12 protein-coding genes are annotated in these 21,181 nt (G+C 46.1%); 6 read left to right on the top strand and 6 right to left on the bottom strand.

What is annotated here, in order from left to right; genetic code table 11:
* Positions 1 to 290: 290 nt before the first annotated feature.
* The 6 genes from ACYVK4_RS21445 to ACYVK4_RS21420 all read left to right on the top strand — a co-directional run bounded on the left by ACYVK4_RS21445 (position 291) and on the right by ACYVK4_RS21420 (position 8,368).
* Positions 291 to 1,460 carry a glycosyltransferase family 2 protein gene (locus ACYVK4_RS21445; RefSeq protein ID WP_461129569.1) on the top strand — a complete coding sequence of 390 codons (1,170 nt, stop codon included), beginning with the start codon at positions 291 to 293 and terminating at the stop codon, positions 1,458 to 1,460.
* Between the two features lie 378 nt (positions 1,461 to 1,838).
* Positions 1,839 to 2,900, top strand: coding sequence for a gliding motility-associated C-terminal domain-containing protein (locus tag ACYVK4_RS21440; RefSeq protein WP_461129568.1), 1,062 nt, complete (start codon positions 1,839 to 1,841; stop codon positions 2,898 to 2,900).
* The gene (locus tag ACYVK4_RS21435) at positions 2,901 to 3,743 is read left to right on the top strand and encodes a glycosyltransferase (RefSeq protein WP_461129567.1); all 843 of its coding nucleotides are present in this window, start codon (positions 2,901 to 2,903) and stop codon (positions 3,741 to 3,743) included.
* A 133-nt stretch (positions 3,744 to 3,876) separates the two neighbouring features.
* Positions 3,877 to 5,337, top strand: a complete 1,461-nt coding sequence (locus tag ACYVK4_RS21430) for an O-antigen ligase family protein (protein ID WP_461129566.1) — start codon at positions 3,877 to 3,879, stop codon at positions 5,335 to 5,337.
* Between the two features lie 49 nt (positions 5,338 to 5,386).
* On the top strand, positions 5,387 to 6,235 hold the full coding sequence (locus ACYVK4_RS21425) for an FkbM family methyltransferase (RefSeq protein WP_461129565.1): 849 nt from the start codon (positions 5,387 to 5,389) through the stop codon (positions 6,233 to 6,235).
* Between the two features lie 576 nt (positions 6,236 to 6,811).
* Entirely contained in the window at positions 6,812 to 8,368 is a 1,557-nt protein-coding gene (locus tag ACYVK4_RS21420; RefSeq protein WP_461129564.1) for a polysaccharide deacetylase family protein, read from the top strand.
* 155 nt (positions 8,369 to 8,523) lie between these two features.
* On the opposite strand, the gene ACYVK4_RS21415 is transcribed toward ACYVK4_RS21420, so the two are convergent.
* The 6 genes from ACYVK4_RS21415 to ACYVK4_RS21390 form a co-directional block, all read right to left on the bottom strand.
* Positions 8,524 to 9,306 carry a glycosyltransferase family 2 protein gene (locus ACYVK4_RS21415; RefSeq protein ID WP_461129563.1) on the bottom strand — a complete coding sequence of 261 codons (783 nt, stop codon included), beginning with the start codon at positions 9,304 to 9,306 and terminating at the stop codon, positions 8,524 to 8,526.
* 35 nt (positions 9,307 to 9,341) lie between these two features.
* The gene (locus ACYVK4_RS21410; protein WP_461129562.1) at positions 9,342 to 10,121 is read right to left on the bottom strand and encodes a glycosyltransferase; all 780 of its coding nucleotides are present in this window, start codon (positions 10,119 to 10,121) and stop codon (positions 9,342 to 9,344) included.
* 427 nt (positions 10,122 to 10,548) lie between these two features.
* On the bottom strand, positions 10,549 to 11,181 hold the full coding sequence (locus tag ACYVK4_RS21405) for an acyltransferase (RefSeq protein WP_461129561.1): 633 nt from the start codon (positions 11,179 to 11,181) through the stop codon (positions 10,549 to 10,551).
* Positions 11,171 to 12,415: a glycosyltransferase gene (locus ACYVK4_RS21400; protein ID WP_461129560.1), complete on the bottom strand. Its 1,245-nt coding sequence runs from the start codon at positions 12,413 to 12,415 to the stop codon at positions 11,171 to 11,173. The genes ACYVK4_RS21405 and ACYVK4_RS21400 overlap by 11 nt, the downstream gene beginning before the upstream one ends.
* Before the next feature lie 425 nt (positions 12,416 to 12,840).
* Complete coding sequence (locus tag ACYVK4_RS21395) at positions 12,841 to 17,412, bottom strand: carbohydrate-binding protein (RefSeq protein ID WP_461129559.1); 4,572 nt, start codon at positions 17,410 to 17,412, stop codon at positions 12,841 to 12,843.
* 989 nt (positions 17,413 to 18,401) lie between these two features.
* Positions 18,402 to 20,951 carry an FdhF/YdeP family oxidoreductase gene (locus ACYVK4_RS21390; RefSeq protein WP_461129558.1) on the bottom strand — a complete coding sequence of 850 codons (2,550 nt, stop codon included), beginning with the start codon at positions 20,949 to 20,951 and terminating at the stop codon, positions 18,402 to 18,404.
* Positions 20,952 to 21,181: the final 230 nt, after the last annotated feature.

Below are 21,181 nucleotides of genomic sequence, written 5' to 3'. Positions count from 1 at the left end.
TCGAAAGATAACAATGTAAAAATGCCATTAAAATTAAGACTTGTCAACAAATGCTTATTAATTTTTGCTGTCTGGCTATGAATTACACCACTTTAGACCATCTGCTAAATACAGCAAATTGCCAGTAATTGCATTATTTGAATTAATTATTTTACAAAGGTACAATTTAGGCTATAAGTTAAGTTTACCATTTAGGCATATCTAATCCTCTACGATAAATAAACCCTTTCGGTTACAGACCTAATCTGCTTATATACATAAATTCACTGCTGAAATAAACAAACTCAACGATGTTTTTATATTATATAGCTCTTATACTAGCTGCTTACCTTATATTTAATGTACTCTACATACTGATTTTAGCGATTGCCGGTGCGCTTGGTAAGGCCGATGACAGCGAGGTTCCAACGTCTGGCCAGGCCTTTAAAAAAATGGCTGTTCTGGTACCTGCCTACAAAGAAGACAGTGTTATTATCAACTCGGTAGAGGTCAATTTGAAGCAGAATTACCCTAAAGAGTTTTTTGATATTTATGTCATTGCCGACTCTTTTCAGGCTTCTACACTGGCCACCTTACGAAAACTACCCATTACCGTACTGGAGGTTTCTTTCGACTTTTCTACCGTTACCAAAGCGTTGAATTCAGCGCTGAGCCGCCTGCCCGAAAATACCTATGACGTTGTAGTTGTGTCGGATGCCGATAATCACATGGCACCAGATTTCTTGAGCCGCGTCAATACGGCTTTTCAGCAGGGCTGGCGAGCGGTTCAGGGACACCGTGTGGCTAAAAATACGAACACACAAGTCGCCTTTTTAGATGCCATAAGTGAAGAAATTAGTAACCACCTTTTTCGAAAAGGCTACCGCTCTTTAAATCTCTCAGCATCTATTATTGGTTCGGGGATGGCTATTGATTTTCAGACAATGAAAACAGCCATGACGAATCTCTTAACCGTGGGCGGTTTTGATAAAGAACTGGAGATGAAACTTGCCATAAATGGTTGTAAAATAGGCTATCTGGAGCAAGCTTATATCTACGATGAGAAAGTGACGAAACGGTCCACATTCGAAAGCCAGCGGACCCGGTGGATTGCCGCCCAATGGCAGTTCTTATGTTATTATTTTAAACAAGGCATGCGTGCTTTGTTGACCGGAAGGATGGTTGTGGCGTCTAAAACATTACAGGCCATGCTGCTGCCGAAAGTGCTGATGCTGGGTGTTATCTCTTTGGCTGTTGTGGTTAGCCTGCTGAGTGGTTCAACGCTATTTATTGCGCTATTCAGTGGTCTTCTTGGTGTGTTATGTGTAGGCTTATTTATCTCTATACCGTCTTATTTATTAAAACGACTATCGGTTCGTGATTTGCTGACTGTAGGCATTCTAATGCTGAGTTTTGCCCGTGCTACCTTTAATATCCGTAAAGCGTATAAATCATTCATTCATACACCACACGGTTCTTAGTGCTATAGATATAACTTATCCGAACAGACAATAAGCGTTGTTTTTTTATATACTAACAACGCTTATTGTCTGTTCGGATAAGCAGGTTTACTAGAATATAATCGTAAAGTATCCTTGATAGTTATAAAAATAAATACCCATTGTCTGAACAACTGTATAGGGAGTAGGGTGTTGCTCCTGTGTACTATACTCCTGTGTCTTTGCTATACCGGCAAGGCACAGTCGTGTATTGGGGGGAAGGGTAAAGTTATTGTTAATCAGACGTTTGGGAGTAAAACGGCCAGCCCATTGCAGCCGGGTCAAACTACCTACAGATACATTGAAAGAAGGTGCCCGGCAGATGGTGAGTATATGGTGAGTTACTACACAACCTGCTTTATGGGCAACTGGCATAACGTAACGGAAGATCATACGCCCGATGATGTTCAGGGTAATATGCTGCTTGTCAATGCAGCGGCCGATGCCGGTGAGTTTTATAGTCAGTCAATAACGGAGCTATGTAACGGGACAACTTATGAATTCTCCGTTTGGGTGTTGAATTTAATGAACAATAGTGAATCGAACGGCTGTAACCGCGTAACAAAGGTTCCGCTTGACCCGGACATCGTCATGCGGGTGGAACGACAAAATGGTGAGGTCTTACAAACGATACGGACCGGAACGATTGGCCGTACAACGAATCCAACCTGGGTGCGTTATTCGACTCAGTTTACAACGCCGGAAAATTCGGGAGGCATTGTTATCAAACTTATCAACAATGGTCCGGGTGGCTGCGGAAATGATTTGGCACTCGATGATATTGAGATCAGAGCCTGTCAGCAGTCCCTTCAGGTAAATTTTCAGGATACAACCGCCACGTCCCGTGTTTTATGCGAAAATAGTGGTACCACAAAAATGTCGGTAACGGCCTCGGTTACCAGCTATGTAAATCCGGTTTATCAGTGGCAGGAAAGTAGTGACAGCAGTTCGTGGAATAACATTCAGAACGCGACGCAGGCGATGTATGAAGCACCCATAAATTTTTCAGGTGTCCGCTATTACCGCGTTTTATGTAGTTCTGCTTTTAGCGGATCGCAACCGGATACAGCTTGCAGTACTATTTCCAATCCATTAACCATTACAACCACGCAGGACTGCCAATCACCGCAACTGTTTGTTCCGGATGCGTTCACGCCAAATAATGATGGCATGAACGATCAAATGCAGTTTTTTTACAATGAGAGTTTCATTGCCAACATGAGTGAGTTTGCTATTCAGATATATAACCGGTGGGGCAGCGTTGTTTTTAGCAGTACCAGCCTGGCCGAAGGTTGGGATGGAACGTACAAAGGGGAGTTATGTTCCGAAGGCACATACAGTTGGATAATCAATTGTCGGCTCGACAAAAAAAATAAAAGACAGGATTTTAAGAAAATAGGTCACATCGTATTAAAAAGATAATTGAGCTTTTCTATCATGACACAAAACCATCACTTTAATGAAGTAACTCTACTGATTACCCACTATAATCGGAGTCGTTCACTGGAACGTTTATTGTCTGCATTTCAAAAGTTGAATTGTTCATTTGCCGATATAGTCGTATCAGATGATGGCAGTTTGCCCGAACATAAATATTTACTCCAGCAACTGCAATGCGAGTATAACTTTCAACTGATTACTACGCCCATAAACCGGGGGTTAGGAAATAATATTAATAAGGGGCAGGATGCAGTCCGGACCCCTTATACGTTATATGTTCAGGAAGATTTCGTGCCGAAGCCAGACTTTGCGTTACATTTTAGCCGGGCTATGGGCTTAATGAATGAAAACGAAACGCTCGATATTGTTCGGTTTTACGCTTATTTTAAATATCCTTATTTGAAGCCGTACGCCCCTGACTTTTCAGAGATGGTTTTCAAGCCAATGCCTTGGCACATGAACCACCTCAAATTCTATTATTATAGTGATCACCCACACCTTCGGAGAAGTACATTCTTTGAAAAATTTGGTCGATATGTAGAAGGGCGAAATGGCGATATCACAGAGTTCAGTATGTGCCTTTCATTTTTAAAAAATGGGGGTAAAGGTTTGTTCTTCGAACATTTTACGTCTGTTTTCGATCAGGCCAATTCATCGAGTGAGCCCAGTACAGCTGTGTTTAGAAAGGAGCGTGGCTTTGACAAGCGGACTTATCTGTTTCTGAGGAAGTTTTACCTTGTTTATCGGTTTATGAAAAACACGTTTGAGTTAACTTTTTTCGACTCCAACGAGTATAAGTATGTAACAACGTCCGTAAATGCTTAATAGATAAGACAGGCTATTGCTCAGCTCCCTGCCACCAGCACCTGTTCAGATAAAAAAATCTGGCATAGAGCTAAGTGAACGTCCTGATAGCTTATAATGATTTTTATATATAGGTCTAACGCGTAGAAAATATATGCAGTCCCAAATTTTTGAGAGAACAAATCTAATTTTTCTATTTATAGCTATTTGTCTGGCTGCTTTAGCCGGTTATGCAATAAGTATTGGTGGTATGCCGAGTGTTGCCGGTCTGATCGTAGGCCCAACACTCCTGGCTATTGTGGTAGCCGTGTTGGTAGACCCGAAGATCGGGTTATTTCTATATCTACAGCTGGCTTTTCTCGTTCCGTTTATTGGCCACTTTGTTCCCATTAATGCACCCATTGGTACCAGTGTAGAAGCTGTCCTCACGCTGAGTATGCTTAGTTTGGCGCTCAATGCTAAAAAAGCGAACTGGAGCAGGCTCAAAAATCTGGCCTTCTACATTCTATTAATTTGGGTAGCTTATTCGTTTCTGGAATTTTTCAATCCCAATACACCCAACCGGGTGCCCTCCTGGCTGTACCGGTTTCGCTCAGTGTCTTTTCAATGGTTGTGCGCCGGCATACTTGTATCGGTGCTGGATATAACTCGAAAGGATGTTAAAATTCTGCTCGTAACCTGGATTGGCTGGTCAGTGGTCGCTGCCTTATGGGCGTTCAAACAGCAATATATTGGTTTAACAGAAAGCGAGCAGGTCTGGCTGTATCAGTTTGGTGCCAAAACACACTTACTCTTCGGGCACCTGCGGAGTTTTTCGTTCTTTTCTGATGCAGCCCAACTGGGCGCGGAAATGGCAGGACTCACGTTGGTGTGTATGATTCTTGGTTTCGAAACAAAGAAGTTATGGCTACGTATTTTCTTCTTTTGCCTGACAGGGTTTTTCTTCTGGGGATACGCCGTCACGGGAACCCGGAGCGCTCTTTTCGTCATCCTGGCCGGCTTTCCGTTCTACCTGATCCTGAAACGCGATGTTACTAAGATCCTGATCGGTGGTGTAGTCGCTGCAGGACTGCTTTTCGTCCTGATGTTTACATCCATCGGGAATGGAAATTACCAGATATACAGAATGCGCACCGCGCTTCGACCTAACGACGACCCGTCCTTTCAACTCCGGAAATCGAACCAGGCCGTATTGGCTGGCTATCTGCAGTCGTTGCCCTTTGGCGCTGGCCTGGGAACATCCATGGCACCGGGCGATATCTATAACCCCGACTATTGGGCCGCGCTCATTGCCCCCGACACCTGGTATGTCGTAATCTGGATTGAAACCGGTAGGGTAGGGCTGACCATTTATCTATTCGTTCTATTCTCGTTTATTGCCATTGGCAGTTACAAGGTGTTCCGTATGCGCGACGATTGGCTCCGGTCCATGATGATCGTGCTACTGGCAGAGTTTCTGGGCATTGTCACGATGGCCTATGCCAATACGATCATGGGTCAGTTCCCAACGAGTACCATCATTTTTATCAGCTCTTTCCTCTTCACCACCTGCGACCGATGGGCCGACAAGCCGGAGCCCAAACCAAAACTTGTGCAACAGTTTCAGGAAGTTTAAGGGAGCCGTTTTTCGTCAAATTACTCAACCAGTTCAAGCCTTCTCTTTTATGAAAAAACATTTAATCTATGATGTTGGTATGTGCGACGGTTCAGATACCGAATGCTATCTCACCAATGGTTATAACGTACTGGCTGTAGAAGCTGATCCTTCCCTTGTTGAAAAAGCAGAGAAGCGCTTTCAGAAGTATATTAAGGCGGGTAAGCTGAACATTGTCAATTGTGGCATAAGCCAGTCCAAGGGAACGAGTAATTTCTATGTCAACGATGTGTATCCCATCTGGAACTCGTTCGACGAAAAAATTGCCGCTCGTGATAACCTGCCTTACCATGCCATCGAGATTGAATGTACCCCTTTTCAGGAAATCCTGGAAGAGTACGGCGTTCCATATTATCTGAAGATTGACATAGAAGGCATGGACCGCTACTGTCTGGCTGCCTTATCGCCCTCTGATTTACCCCAATACGTTTCAATTGAGGCTGATAATTTAGGGGATACCTCCATGCTGGAGCAGTTGCACGATCTGGGTTACCGGAAGTTTAAATGCATCAATCAAAATAACTTTTTACCGCTAAACGGCACCTACATATCCGGTTATCCGGAGAGTCAGATGTCGAATAATGATCGACTGTATCTGCGCGTTCGTTATGGAAGTCATATCAGTTTACGGCTTATGCGTAAACTCGGTAGCCGGGAGATCGCCGAAAAGGTACTCAAGCCCTCCCGGAATCTCCTGCATGAACTTGGCTCTTCAGGCCCCTTTGGCGAGAACACCTTAGGGCCATGGCACTCGTACGAAGCTATACGGGAGATTTATTTGAAGTCGTATGAAGCTTATCGGAAAATTCCAACAAACTCTGAATATGGATTCTGGTGCGACTTTCACGCTTCCTTATGAGTTTAAAGTAACTTAATCTGTTGATTATATAGAATAAAATTCACTGATTGACTTTTTTTTGTTGTTTCCCGATAGTTCACGATTCTCAATCGTGAACTATCGGGAAATGCTTTTTTGTAAATTATCTGTCTCTTTTATGCAGACCATGTTAAGTTTATCGATGTTTTATAGCCCATGGGGTTTCATTAACTTATCTAATTGAAATCATGTGGAAAGAGGTTGTACTAAGATGACGCTGAATTCACCTTAGTACAGCTCAAGGGGTAAAAGAATTAACATCTGGATAAATTTACCCGCTCTAATAATTTTTTAATGGTAGGGCTATGGCCTACTTACTTTACACAAAGTTTTAAAATCAATACATTATAAGCATGGGTCTAAGTAGCCTATTCGGTGAGTGTTCCTGCCTAATAAATGGTAAGTAGCTATATATCAGTACTCTGTATTAATGTTAACAATAAAATATATAATAATATATAATACTGTTTATTTGTCCTGCACGGTTTGAGTCAAAAACTACCGAATAATAAATTTACTTGTGTTGTATTATATTTGTGCAGCCAACTATTAATACTCATGAGATTATATTCTTTATCACGTTTGGCCTGTGCTTTGGCCGTTACATTTAGTGCAACAAACTGTAGTCATATTGAACCAGACCCCGGTTCGCCCCAGTCGGGATCTGCCAGAGCAGCCGCCGGAGCAGATATTACCATTACAGTAACGTTTAACACAACACCAAGCTCACCCTCCGCTACATTTGCCGATTTAAAGTATAACAAATCCATTGGTTTTATCCCCGTAAAAGATGATGGCGGTATAGGGGATTTCAACGTCGTATATCCTTTTGTTGTTGGTGGTACCGCTGGCGATGGCACGTCGTACCCGGGCCTGACCTATTCCGATGGGGCGGGTAAGCGCGTGAAATGGCACTATACCTTCGCCTGGAACGCCAATGATACGCACAACGGGACAAACAACACCGTAACGAGCTGGGCACAGGCACGTACCATGTTCGCATCAGGGGCTATCGACTTCTCAAACCACAGCCTCACCCACGCGGCCTACTTCAGCCGGTACTACGATCTGAAACAGAACGAGATTAACCTATTCAATCAGATCGGTATAAAAACGCGAACGTTTACTATACCGACGGATTATGAAGGATTTGTGGAGCCAAGCTTCGCTTTGGGCTACATTCTGACAGCTAGTCAAGGCTACGGTCCGAATGGCTATGCATCTGACGATAATAACGGTCCTGTCGATTATAACGTACTATGGGGCGAACGTGTAAAAAGTAATGAAACCCGTCGGCTTATCACCACGCGTCGCTGGTTTGGCGATTACTGGACGTCGACGGAGCTGGCAAACAGCAAAAAGTGGGTAGACGATGCCTTCAACGCATCAACGGGCACATCAGCCGACACGAAGTTTGTTTATCAGGGTTTTTCGCACGGGCTAAATTACCCGTATAACGAGGCTTCTCAGTTTACCAACTACAAGGCTTTCTTACAATACATTCAGAACCACAGTAAGAATAATGATCGGGCCTGGATTCCCGGTCTGCAGGAGTTTGCCGAGTATATGGAAGTGAAGAATGGTGTTGTAAAATCGCAGTCTGTTTCGGGAAATGTGATGACTATTTCGCTTGATTATAGCAAACTAAGCCAGGATCTTATGTGGCGCGATGTGTCACTGCTGGTAGGCGGTGGCAGCATAAAAAGCGTTAGCGTTAGTGGAGCGGATAACTTTAGTTTCAATACGTCAACGGGTTTAGTCAACATTTATAAAAAGAAGACGAGCGGTTTCTCAAACCCGTCCTACGAAACGACTCCCCCCCAGTTGACATCCGTTGTTAAGTCTACATCGAATACGAGAGTCATAAACCTGACTTTCGACAAATCTGTGATTCTTAGCTCAACCGCAGGCTGGCAAATAACGACAGGCGGAAAAAACAACCCTGTTACGTCGTTGACCGGCTCGGGTCGCTATTGGCAGCTAATGGGGTACTACGGTAATGTTACCGGCCAAAAAACTACGATTGATTATCGTATACAGCGTGGTACCGCCAAAGATGCCAGCAATGGCAAGAAGGTGCCAACCTATATTGGCTATGTACTTGGAAACAATTGATGCGTGAGAGGGGTCATGTGAACGGTCAGGTAGTTACTGTTTGGCGAGCTACCCGACCATTCACCTGACTACCATTTGACAGGCATTCAAAAAGGCTCGGCCTGGTTTGTATTCTTGAGTACGAACCAGGCCGAGCCTTTTTGAATGCGGACGATTTAGCTTTTCAGGGGCAGCTTCGTGGCTTTCTGAAACTTGAACAGCGTATATAAAAACGCATAACGGCCAAGCGACCAGCCTACCTTGCCGTCGCGCCAGCCTCCATTCAGCAGATACCATTTTGCCCACACAATAGGGGGATGCACGAACCGGTGTATCCATGTGATCTTGCCGTATTTAACGACGGCATCCGTAGCGGCAATGGAGGTATACTGTTCCAGTTTCCGGTTGATTTCGGTTGAGGTCTCGAAGGTGTAGTGATTGATGCTACCCGGTAAGTGGCCAACACTGCTGTACCCAAAAGGAGCTTCGTGAACCAGGTAACTGTTTTCATCGAACGAAACGATATCCCGGTTGATCAGACGGATCGGGAAATCGGGCGTTTTGGTCGGGTAGAGCGCCCGGATTTTTTTGCCCATCACAATCCAGTGGCGCTCAATTCGATAAGCTTCGACGTCAAAGCCCTTTACCTTCATCTGATTGATTACCTCTATAAAATCGTCGTTCGGTATTTCATCCGAGTCGAGAGACAACACCATCCGGTGTTTACAGCACTGCAGGGCGAAATTGCGCTGTGCTCGAAAATCATCGAGGGCTCTGTACACAAAACGACTGCCGTGTTTCCTGGCAATCGCTTCGGTTTGATCCTTACTACCACTATCTATAATTACAATGTCATCGGCCATCTTGGTGAGTTGCGTCAGCAGCTGATCGAGGTAGCGGTCACTATTGTAAGTCAGTACATAAGCCGAGATCGGTGTGTACGAAGTTGTCTCATTCATGGTTGTATAACGTTTGATTGGAAAAGAAAGCAAAATCACATAAGAAATCGAATATCATAATTGTACCGGATTTGGCGGTACACGTATCGGGCTGTTGCAATAAGTGGGTTATTGCTGCGTGTCCAGTCCCTGCGCTTCATGGTACTTGGCTCATCGGCATTATTTTCCTGAGAAAACAGGCTCTGAAAATCATCGTAAAACAGCCCTTTCCCTTTCTTCTGGACGAATGAAATACACATTCGGTATTCGGTCCGGTCGCCTTTTATGCCTTCAACATACCGCCCAAACTTATCGTTAAAGGTGCTTCTGCGGAGGTGAGGGTGGTCACTGTAGCAATAAATCTTATTGTAGTTAGTTGCCCAGGGCATGAAGGCCATCTCGGAGAAGCCGTTTTTGAACGGTTTCAGATAAGGATAGGCCCCGTAGGCATACATCCGGACCATGTCCAGGCTGGCATCCTCCTGCATAAAGGTCAACGCATCCCGAAAGGCATTGGTAAAAGCTGGCTTCGGCACAAAATCTTCCTGTACATAAAGTGTATAGGGTGTCGTTACAGCCGCCTGTCCTTTGTTCAAGTTATTGGCCAGTCCTTTGTTCACCGGCGTGGTAATAAGTCGAAAGTTGTATTGCGATTGCAGCGATTTTATATTCTCAAGATGCATCGGCTGGCTCCCATCATCTGAAACAACTACATCGGCAAACGAACAATGGAGTTCCGCGAAGGCTGCTAATAAACGCTTTAAGGAATTGCTTCGATTATAGTGTGTAATGAGCAGGGTTACATCTGCAAACATCGTGTTACCGGATGTTCTCATAAAAAATAGATTTGGTGATAAAATCGACAGGTCAACTAGTGTTCTACACCCCTGATCGTCCTGCCCGTTTTCTATACAGCTTCAGGTAATCGTTTACCCTGGCCTGAAAACGTATAAATAGTTAATAAACAGAATTGAATGTATTGTGTTGCTCCCTGGTGCTTTGGGTTGTACCTAAAGCGGGCGGTGGATAGATAGGCAGCTTATTTCTGGATCGTCAGTGACAAGGCCTTATTAAGAAATAAATAAAAATAGTAATTTACTATTTATGCGAAAAGGCAGGGTAGGTGAACTATCAACTGTCTGTCGGAAAAGCTCTTAGCCTGTAGGCTTTATCAAATATCATACAGGAAATCAAGTATTAAAAGAATGCATTTGAAATGTGAAAAAGATTGATGGTTAGTTGCAGTTTTATAAGTCCGTTTCGCTAAGCCAATGATACTGAAGCTTTTTGGGGACTTACCCAACTGGCCGATTCCGGATCGTACTGCTTCAGAATGCGCGCTGGATTACCACCAACCACCGTGTATGGGGGTACATTACGGGTAACTACGCTCCCGCCGGCAACCACCGAATGCTTCCCAATCGTAACGCCTGCCGTAATGACGGCATTGGCCCCAATCCAGCAATCGTCTTCAACCCGGATGGCCTTGGTCACGACCGGTTGCTGACGGATCGGCAGGTCAATGTTTTCGTACGAATGATTTAATCCCGACAGGACGATGTGCTGGGCCAGGATAACATTGGCCCCAATGGCAACGGGTCCGATGACCACGCAGCCAACCCCAACCAGCGAGTTTTTGCCGATGGTCACGTCTCCCACACCATTGTTGATGATACAGTAATCTTCGGCTTTACTGCGTTCCTCCATAACAAAACGCCTGAAGGGCAGCACATCGAGCCGGGCCGATGACCGAACCGCCGACGTGCGGTGCCGTTTATGAACCAAAGGGTTCACAAACCAGCTAACCCACCAGCGCGGACGAGCTTCGTGAACGATCAGGCTATGCACAAACTGCTTTAGCGCCGGTCGTTCTTCCAGATAGTTTTTAAAATTCATCGTGTTTTTCAGGTTGTATACCCAGCACCATGGCTGTTTCTTCAATCGCTTCTGTCATCAAGTTCACGGAGTTCTCCCAGGTATGTTCTAGGGCGAATGTGATCCGATCGGAGGCCGATGAAAGCCACTCATTATTAAGCGCACTCTCTATACACGCGATAAATTCATTCGTTGTTTCGGCCAGGTACACATGGTCTGCAAAAAGCGCCATAGTGGCCGTTTTAACCGCAACGACGGGTTTACCCATGGCCAGATACTCGTCAATTTTACGTGGGTAATTCCCGATCGTTACCACATTGAGTATTTGCGGGTTTATCATCACATCCATATGCGCCACATACGATGGAACAACATGAATGGGCTTCGCGTCCAGGATCGTTACGTTAGGCAGGTTCTCGAACCACTTCTTGGGAAACGAATCGTCAGCGCCCCCCATCAGAATAATCTGCCAGTCGGGTCGTTGAGTAGCAATGGATAAGATCAGCTCAAAATCAAGCCGGATCTGGGTCAACGCTCCGATATAGCCAATCCGGGGTCTCGGTATGTTTACCAGATCAACGGGCTCTTTTCGGACATTGGTTGGATCAAAGATGGATAAGTCGCAGCCCTGCCCGATGTAAACGGAGCGTTTGTTATACTGGGCGGCCTGCTCGGTCAGGTACATCGAATTGCTGACAATCAAATCAACCTTACTCAGCAGAAGGGGCTCCATTCGCTTCCCGTGCCGTTGCCAGTAAGCAGTAGCCAGCAGGTTATCCCGCAGGTAGTAAATGTATACCCGGGGATTCAGAAATTCCTTCAGATAGAAACCCCGGATCATGTCATTATCATTCAACAGCATGTAATCCTGCCACCCTAATTGCTGAATGATTTCTTTGATCTCGGAAGCCATGGCATACCCATTGTACCGATTCAGCATATCATACAAATTGGAATCGGGCATCCAGTTGAATGAGCCTAGAATTCGTTTGGGTGTGAAGAGCCAGAAATTCTCGTTGATCTGTATGAGGTGCTGACCGTTATTAGCCTTAATAAAGTCGTTTCGTTTCTTTCTTTTACGTTGTTTTCTATCAAATAAAGACGACCAGTCCATGGCCTGATTGACCAGTAAAACCGGTTGTTTTTTTGATAAAACCTCTGCTATATCCCAGATATTACTCCCTATTGATTTTTTTTCTTCCCAATATTGCTGAGATAAAATAACATAAGGTATCTCTTCGGAAAAATTTGGCATAGATAAATTTTAATAGCGTTTTATAACTCGTTGATATAATAAATTGTAAGCTAATGTTGACTTAATCGTAATTGATGAAAAACAACAAATTTTGTATTCAGTCGTCGTAGTATGAAGTTCCTGATTAAAAGTTTTTCATTTGGTAAATTGGTAGCTCTAAAATAACGGTCGATTTTTTATTTAGCATGATAGTTCCCTTATAGTTTAGTGTGTATTTAGTTAATGGTGTCTTATAGTTACATAAAGGATGTAAAGTGTCTATTTCATCATCACAAGAAATAAATTAGCTGGCGAATTGCAACTGCTGCTTTTACGGTTAAGCTACTTCTTTAACAACAATCCCTACTTATCCGTAACCCTAATCAGCTTATAGAAAACTGATAGGATTCGGGCAAGTAGGGATGACTTATAAATTGGTGTGGGGTTTACTGTACTTTTATCATTTTTCGATACTCTTTGTTATCGCCCTGTTTGATTTCGACTAAGTAAAGACCAAGAGGTAACGAACTAACGGATATTTTTTGAACAAGTGCGGTGTCTGACTTCAGCAGGTTATGCTGTTGGTGAACCCGACCCGTACCTGTGTCCAGGATACGCACCTCCACGTTATCGACACTGCCGTTGGTGAGAGAGATTGCCACTTCGTCGACCGCCGGGTTCGGGTACAGTCGAAGCGTTGCCAGCGATCGGTCGACATCATCTACAGTCGTCTCGGCTACCCGGCCGCTGCCCGTCGATGGGAGCACGAACATGGGGGTTTCCGTTACAGTTAGCGTTATCAATCCGTTTGTTGTGGGTAAGGTCTGTATAGCCATATCGGTGCCGTCGGATTTGAGGGTGTAGACCGCAGCCGCCGTTACACCAGCGCCCAGGTTAAGGGTGTAGGTAGCTGTACGTCCTTTCTCATCCGGTACCACCAGGGCATAGGCCGACTTGCCGTTCAGCTCGTACCGATCCACCGTTGGGTCGTTGTTGATAGTTTGCTTATAGCTGTACTCACCCAGCAGTTTGTTGGTTTGGTACAGGAAGGTAGCTGCCAGTGTTGGGGTTTTGTCGGTATTGATCAGGCCCTGAGATCCGAATTGACCCTGGCTGGTTGGATCATCGGAATACATCTGGTAGAAGAACACTTTATCGATACCCAGCCGGGCATATAACAGGGAGGTCCGCAGAATCCAGTCGGCCTGGGTTTGTTTGGCCGTCTTGTTGCCAATGGGAATCGCGTGTAAAGGACTGCCCTGATTGACATCATAACCTGTTTCAGTAATCCAAACCGGCATATCGTAAGCGGCATTATGAGCCAGTTTGAGAAACTTCTGGGTAACCGCAGGCGCTACGCTGATCTCGGGGGCTACACCCCGGGTACTAACACCACTCTGCGACGAGTTGGCGTCGTCCGGATAGAAATGGTAATTGATGACGTCCCAGCAGAGGTTCACTTTACCGTCTGCCTTGTAGCCCCGGTATTGTTTGCACCAGTCGATCATGCCGGCAACGTAATCGGAGCCCATGGTGGCCAGCGCCAGTCCACCCATAACGACAGTCATGTTTGGGTCAGCGTTTTTCACACCCACACCACGACCCATCGTGTTTTTGTGCCCGTCGTAATAGGCCGACATGTTTGCCGCATATTCGCGGCCGGTCTGGTAGGCTTTGCGGCCCTTCCACCATTTATCCCGTTCGTTGTCGCACTCGACGTATTTGATCAGATCCAGTCCGATTTTTACCGTATTGATTGGGTCACCGTTCCAGCGAGGTCGTGAGTTAACGCTCAGCAGAGCAGGATCTACGTATTTATTGCTGCCGTAACGGGCGGCAAACTGGAACGCCATGCGGGCCTGCTCCAGGTAGGAAGCCGGATTCGTGAAATCTTTCCCGTAACGTACCGGCACGTTTTCGCTGTCTTTTTCCGCATCCGGGTAGGTGTTGATCATCCAGTCAGGCATGGTTTTCAGGCTGGCCAGAACAACCTTTCCGTCGGCTTTGGCACGTTCATAAATCGCGTCGATGTTCCAGCCACCGCTGAAAGACGGATTGAACGTAAAGCTTCCTTCCGTCGACTCCAGCTTTTGCCAGTCCAGGTAGTGGCGTATCGCCGTAAAATGTTTGGCAGCCGCCCATCGGGTTTCATCAATCTGGGTGGGCGTATTGGGGTGTTCAAAATCCCACTCAAAGGCGTTGATGCCAAACATGTTTTTCAATTGAGTCGACTTGAAAGGAAGAGCCGTCGGTTGTTTACCGGCTACATACGAACCATAAAACTCAATTTCATTCGGATAGCCAAAATAAGCGTTTATGACCAGATAACGGGCTTTGGTAATGGGGACATCCAGCTTGAACTGGCCATCGCCCGATAGCTGCCGCGTGGGGTAGGGGCCAACCCAGGTGTTGTATTGACCACCAATAAAAGTCGCCACCGGAATTCGTTGCCATTGATCGTCGATGATCGACAGGGTCATTGGGTAATCAGCGATAGCGCCCTGGCCACTGAACAGTTTGATGCTTTCGATCGACATCGATTCGCCCTCTGCCAATGGATAATAGGCATCGAAATTATTCAGAATTTTGCCCCAGCCGGTCATGACAGCCGCATCGGTTTTGCCATCGAACAAGCCTTCCAGACCATTACTGGTGTTGTTAAGCTGATACCAGCGGGACCCATCAATGGGAATTTTTTTGTCGGCGGTCAGCGCCGAAGGTGGCGAAACAACCTGTGTTCTGGTCACTGGGGTAGCATCCAGATAGGTGTCATTACCGAGTTGAGATGCCGTAATGATTGCCGACCCGGGTGCCACTGGTGTGGCTTTCCAGGATCCCGTCCGGTTAGACACTGATACCACCGCTGAGTTCGACGAAGTAAACGTGATCGGCGTAACGGTATTCGTGCTGCTGGCTACCAGATCGAAGGTATTTGTGCTGGCAGGCTGATCGCCCAGTGGATTAAACGTGATCGTTGAGGGCGTAGTAGCCAGGCGACCACTGATCACGTTTATCCAGTTGAAGTTAAAGAGCCCTCGTACGGCGTAGACCCGTAGGGTTTGGTTCCCGGCGGCAAGAGTAGCGGTGGCATTGATCGTTTGCCAGTATTGAAAACCACCGGTTTGCGGCACATCAATACCCAGCAGGGCTGTGCCATTGGCCGTTCGCACTTCAATGCGTCCGTTGCCGTATCCGTTGGCAATTCGAAAGCTGAAAGTATAAAGGCCAGCCGTCGCAACGCTGACTTTATAATCCATCCAGTCATTATCGTCAATCCAGCCCACATTAAGACCTCCACCCGCATCAGCTGTGGTTTCGGTTTGAATGCCGCTCATAGCATCGAAACTTTCGGCTTCAATTTTTCCCGGTATTGCTTTGCCCACAGCGGGTGCAGGGGCTAAAACGACCTGGGTTCTGGATGTACTGGCTGATACCGCATACATCACATTAGGGGCCTGCGAAGCGGTAATGACCGCCGTACCGGATGACACAGCGGTTGCTTTCCAGGCTCCGGTGCTGTTAGAAACGGAAACGACGGCCGGGTTGGAGGAGGAAAAAGAAATGGGCGCTGTCGTGTTCGTGCTGCTGGCTACCAGGTCAAAAGGGGTTGGGCTGATGGGCCGATCGGTCAGGGTTGCAAAATCGATTGTCGGTGCCTGCTCACTAACAACATTGAAACAGTTGAGGTTAAAGGCCCCCTTTGTGGCGTACATACGGATCATCTGGTTACCCGCAGTCAGGCTGAAACTAACACTGGCAGTTGTCCAGGTTTGCAGACCGTTTGTTTGTGGTACGCTGACGCTGCATAAGGTAGCACCTGTACTGTTGCGGAGTTCAATTTTGCCGGTCGAAACCATACTGGCCACCCGAAATTTCGCCGTGTACTTTCCCGATGCCGGTATATTGAGGCAGTAATCCGTCCAGTCCGTATCGTCGATGGACTTGACATTCAGTCCACCCCCTACATCGGTCGTAGGTTCAGTCAGAATCCCTTTACTGGCATCGTAATTTTCTGCTTCAATCAGGCCGGGCGTTGCGGTAAAAACGAGGGGTGTAATGCCCATCCAATTAAAATTAAAGGCTCCCTTCACCGCGTAAACACGCAACGTCTGGTCACCAGCCGGTAAGTTGATAATGGCTTTGACCGTGGCAAACGTTTGCCAGCTTCCCGTGAGGGTGGGCTGAACACTGCAAAGAGCCTTTCCGGCCGCATTACGAAGTTCAATTTTGCTGTTTCCATTGGTGTTAGATACCCGGAATGCAACTATATAGGCACCCGCTGTCGGTACGGTCAGATTATAATCGAGCCAGTCGTTATCATCGATCTTGGTCACATCAAGGCCTCCTCCTTCATCCGTAGTAGTCTCGGTTTGAATGCCATTCATGGCACTAAAGGTCTCGGCTTCGATACGACCGGATATGGGCACAAAACTGGCCCTTAGGCTCGACATGGCCGATGATGAAAAGGACATCCAATTAAAATTGAAAGCCCCTTTTACCGCATATACCCGTAGTGTCTGGTCGCCGGCGGGTAAGGTTACGGTAGTTGTAACGGTGGCAAAGGTTTGGTAGGAGCCCGTTAAGGTTGGCTGAACGCTGCAAAGGGCCGTTCCGGCTGTATTGCGGAGTTCCAGTTTACTATTCCCGTTGGTGTTCGAAACGCGAAAGGAAACGGTGTAAGTGCCAGCCACGGGTACGTTGACCGAATAATCCATCCAATCGTCATTGTCGATTCGGGTAACGTTGAGTCCTCCCCCTGCATCCGTCGTGGTTTCGGTTTGGACCCCATTCATCGTGGTAAAACTTTCCGCTTCAATTTGGCCCGGAATTGGGAAGGGCGCGGCCAGGGTCGTAAGGGTTCGGGTATTGCTAAGGGTATAGGTAGTGACCTGATCGTGACTCAGCGTTGTGGGGTTCAGTAGTAAGGTGCTTGTTGATCCCCAATCGAATTTCCCAGCTGTTGAAATTAATTTAACTAAAATTAAAGTTACGGCTAAATAGAAAGTAATAATCCTCATGATTACCTGATTTAAGATTTCATTTTTGTTACGATGGACACACTATCAGTACTATATTCACTAGTATTAATTTAAACTTTAAGTTTACGAATTATCAAAATTATAAATAAATAGTTTTTAAAACTACGACTATGGTCATAAAAATTTATGAACAAGGTCATAATCTTTATTTACACTCTATTTGATAAGATCATACTTGTTAATGTATAAAGACTATAGCTTTTGTATATTAGTCTGTATCTTCATCTAGTAGATAAAGGATATTTGGTGATACTTGTAAAAAGGTATGTATCATTGAGATAGGTAGATTTTTTTAGGGAAATTGAAAATTAGGGTAATAATGGCTTTTCTGGTTAGCTTGATAGATAACTAGTTAATCCATTTAATAAACAAAATAAGGCTTTATTGGTACAATTAATACTATCCTGTTTTTAGTTTTAAAGAGATTATAAAGATTATGTTTATTTTATATAAATTAAATAGTATAAAGTATATAAAATTTAGACTAACTATATATTCTTATTTCATATACTGTTAATACTTAGTTTATAGAAATATTTTGTTGCGCGTACTTTTACTTAGATAGCTTATTCCAAATATTTCACTCGTTGACACTATTCATTTACTTTCATTAGGTTACATTAACCTGCGTTTAGACTAAGCTTTTTTATGACTGCTACGAGTAGAAGGAGGTGGGCAGATGTAGATTGCTGACTGTTGGCTATGCAAAGCCTCAATTGTGTTTTAGGATAGAGCTCATGCGATTTGACAGTTGCCTATAAACGTAAAAACGTGCTGTTAACAACCCCTTTCACGGAGCTGTTAGCAGCACGTTTTTACAAAACCTCGGTTACAACTGGCTGGTCAGTATTGATGTGACTTATTTGTCCGGTATCAATAGAAACCCGTTACGCTATCAACTGGCTCAATAAATAGGGTAACAAATCGCTTTACGGTTCCTGTCTATGATTGGTTGAGTTCATCGCTGGTCATGCATGAACTGTCATGGCCCTGGCAGACGTACTTCCTTCCGGCAGCAGCTCTGGAACCGGCTCTACCGTAACGACAACAAATTTAGAGGTGGGCGTATTGCTGATGTACGCAACACTGGCAACAGGCACCAGTGGATTAACCTCCGGATAGTAACCAGCCGTGTTGCCCTTTGGAATGTCGTAAGGAATGGCGATAAACTTCTCCAGTTTACGCTGTTGTCCCTCAAAATGGCTGGTGATGTTAACCAGTTGACGTTCCTGAATTTGACGGTCTGCCATATCCTGCCGATTCATGAACAGAACCCGCCGTTCGCCATATACGCCCCGGTACCGGTCATTGTAATCATAAATAGTGGTGTTGAACTGATCGTGACTGCGAATGGACATCAACACGAGTTGGTCGGGTTCGATAGTATGCCGGACCATATCCGTCACGGTAAAATTGGCCTTTCCGTTTTCGGTGGTGAAGTTGCGTTCACGCGGGCCATTGGGCAAATAGAAACCGCCCGGTTTGCGAATCTTCTCATTGAATTTGTCGAAGCCGGGAATAACCCGCGAAATTGCATCCCTGATGCGGTCATAGTTTTCTGTATACCCCACCCAATCGACTTTGGTGCGGTCGCCAAGTGTGGAAATGGCAATGCCGGACAATATGGCGACTTCGCTCAGCATTTCACCCTCCAGTGGCTGAAGAACCCCTTTACTTTGACTGACAACCCCCATTGAGTTCTCGCAGGATGTGAACTGCTGCCCCGAACGCTGCATGTCGATGTCGAGGTGTGTGAAGCAGGGTAAGATCAGGGAAGATTGGCCCGTTACGAGGTGACCCCGATTCAGCTTTGTGCTGACGAATACCGTAAGCCGTTGTTTACGCAGCCCTTCGGCAACAAACTCCGTATCGGGCGAAGCCGATAGAAAATTGCCGCCCAGGCTGAAGAAGACCTGCGTCTTGCCCTCGTGCATCGCTTTAATAGATTCTACGGTGTCATAGCCATGCTCGCGGGGGGGCTCGAAACCATATTCGGTTACGAGCGCATCCAGAAACTCCTTGTGTGGGCGCTCCCATATGCCCATCGTGCGGTCGCCCTGTACGTTTGAGTGTCCGCGAACGGGGCACGTACCGGCACCGGGTTTGCCAATTGCCCCCTTCATCAGATGAAGATTCACAATTTCCTGAATGCTCATCACGCCGTTTTTCTGCTGCGTAAGGCCCATGGCCCAGCAGGTGATGATCTTCTGTTTAGGGGCGATGATATTGGCCGCTTCGAGCAATTGATTGCGCGATATACCACTCATTTCTTCAATATCCTCCCAGCTGGTGTTCCGGATGGTATTAAGAAATTCATCATAGTTGGTGGTATATTCTTTAATGAATGCGTGGTCAATGACATCTCCCGGATTTAATTCTTCCGCTCGCAGCAGGTGTTTCATAATGCCCCGCAGCACGGCCATATCGCCGTTGATCTTTACCTGTAGATGCAAATCGGCAATAGGCGTCCCTGCACTTAATAAGGTACCCACTGCCTTGATCGGATTCATAAAGTCCTGTGGGTTCTTAAAATGGCTCAAACCTGCTTCGTGCAATGGGTTAACGGCAATAATTTTGGCTCCGTTTCGCTTGGCAATTTGCAGAGCAGTGAGCATACGGGGGTGGTTAGTGCCGGGATTCTGGCCCATAATGAGGATCACCTCCGCTTCATGAACATCATTCAGCGTGACGGAGCCTTTGCCCAAGCCCAGTGTAGGGCTCAAGGCTGAGCCGCTACTCTCGTGGCACATGTTGGAGCAGTCGGGCAGGTTGTTGGTGCCAAACTCCCGCACAAACAGCTGGTAAAGATAGGCGGGCTCGTTGGGCACTTTCCCCGACGTATAAAAGATGGCTTCGTTGGGTGATTGCAGTGCGTTGAGTTCATCGGCAACCAACTGAAAAGCCTCTGGCCAGGAAATTCGGGTGTAGTGGGTAGCGCCGGGACGAAGCACCATAGGGTGCGTCAGCCGACCGGCGTTGTTCAGGTCACGGTCGGTCATGTGCGACAAGTCGACCAGACTGTGTTTAGCGAAGAACTCCGGGTCGGCCCGATGGGTATCGGCGTCTGATGCGGTGGCTTTGGCCCCGTTTTCGCAAAATTCGGCTACTGACCGGTGATCATCGGGATCGGGCCAGGCGCAGGATGAGCAGTCGAAACCATCTTTCTGGTTCAGCTTTACCAGCGCATGAGTTCCGCGTCCGACCCCTGCTTCTGACCACGAAAACTCCATGGACTTCAGCACGGCGGTTACACCAGCGGCTACTGTGGCCGGTTTGCCAAGCGTAAGTCCCGTAAACGCTTCGGGTGGTTGAGCCAGAATTGGGTTTTTATGTTTAGCCCCGACATTGTCGGGGGCTGGTAAAATTTTCTTATCTGCATCAGGTTTACCCTGAGGATCATAATGGTCGTTGGTCATCTCGGTACCCTGGTTAGGTCGTTCACCACTTTTGGGTGTATTGTTGACTGCCTGTTCAGCCGGATCACTGGGTTTGCGCTCGTTGTTCGGGGACTTCTCCATACTATAGGGCAGCTTTCAGATCAAAAATTATGACGTTGAGTGAGTCGATACGGGTAGCTTAGGTATAAAAGTATAACGAAATATTAACCCCTATGGCCCGGTGCTAAGTGTCTTTATTCATTAAAATGATAAAAATAATCTGGAGAGTGAGATATACTGGTCTATTCTTTACGTACGAACGCGTAGGTAAGGGCGGTTTTTGTCTTTTACGACGCAGAGAGCCTCAATAA

Source organism: Spirosoma aerophilum (assembly GCF_054782495.1).
Note: the sequence above shows the minus strand (reverse complement) of the source record. Positions and strands in the feature narration are given on the sequence as shown.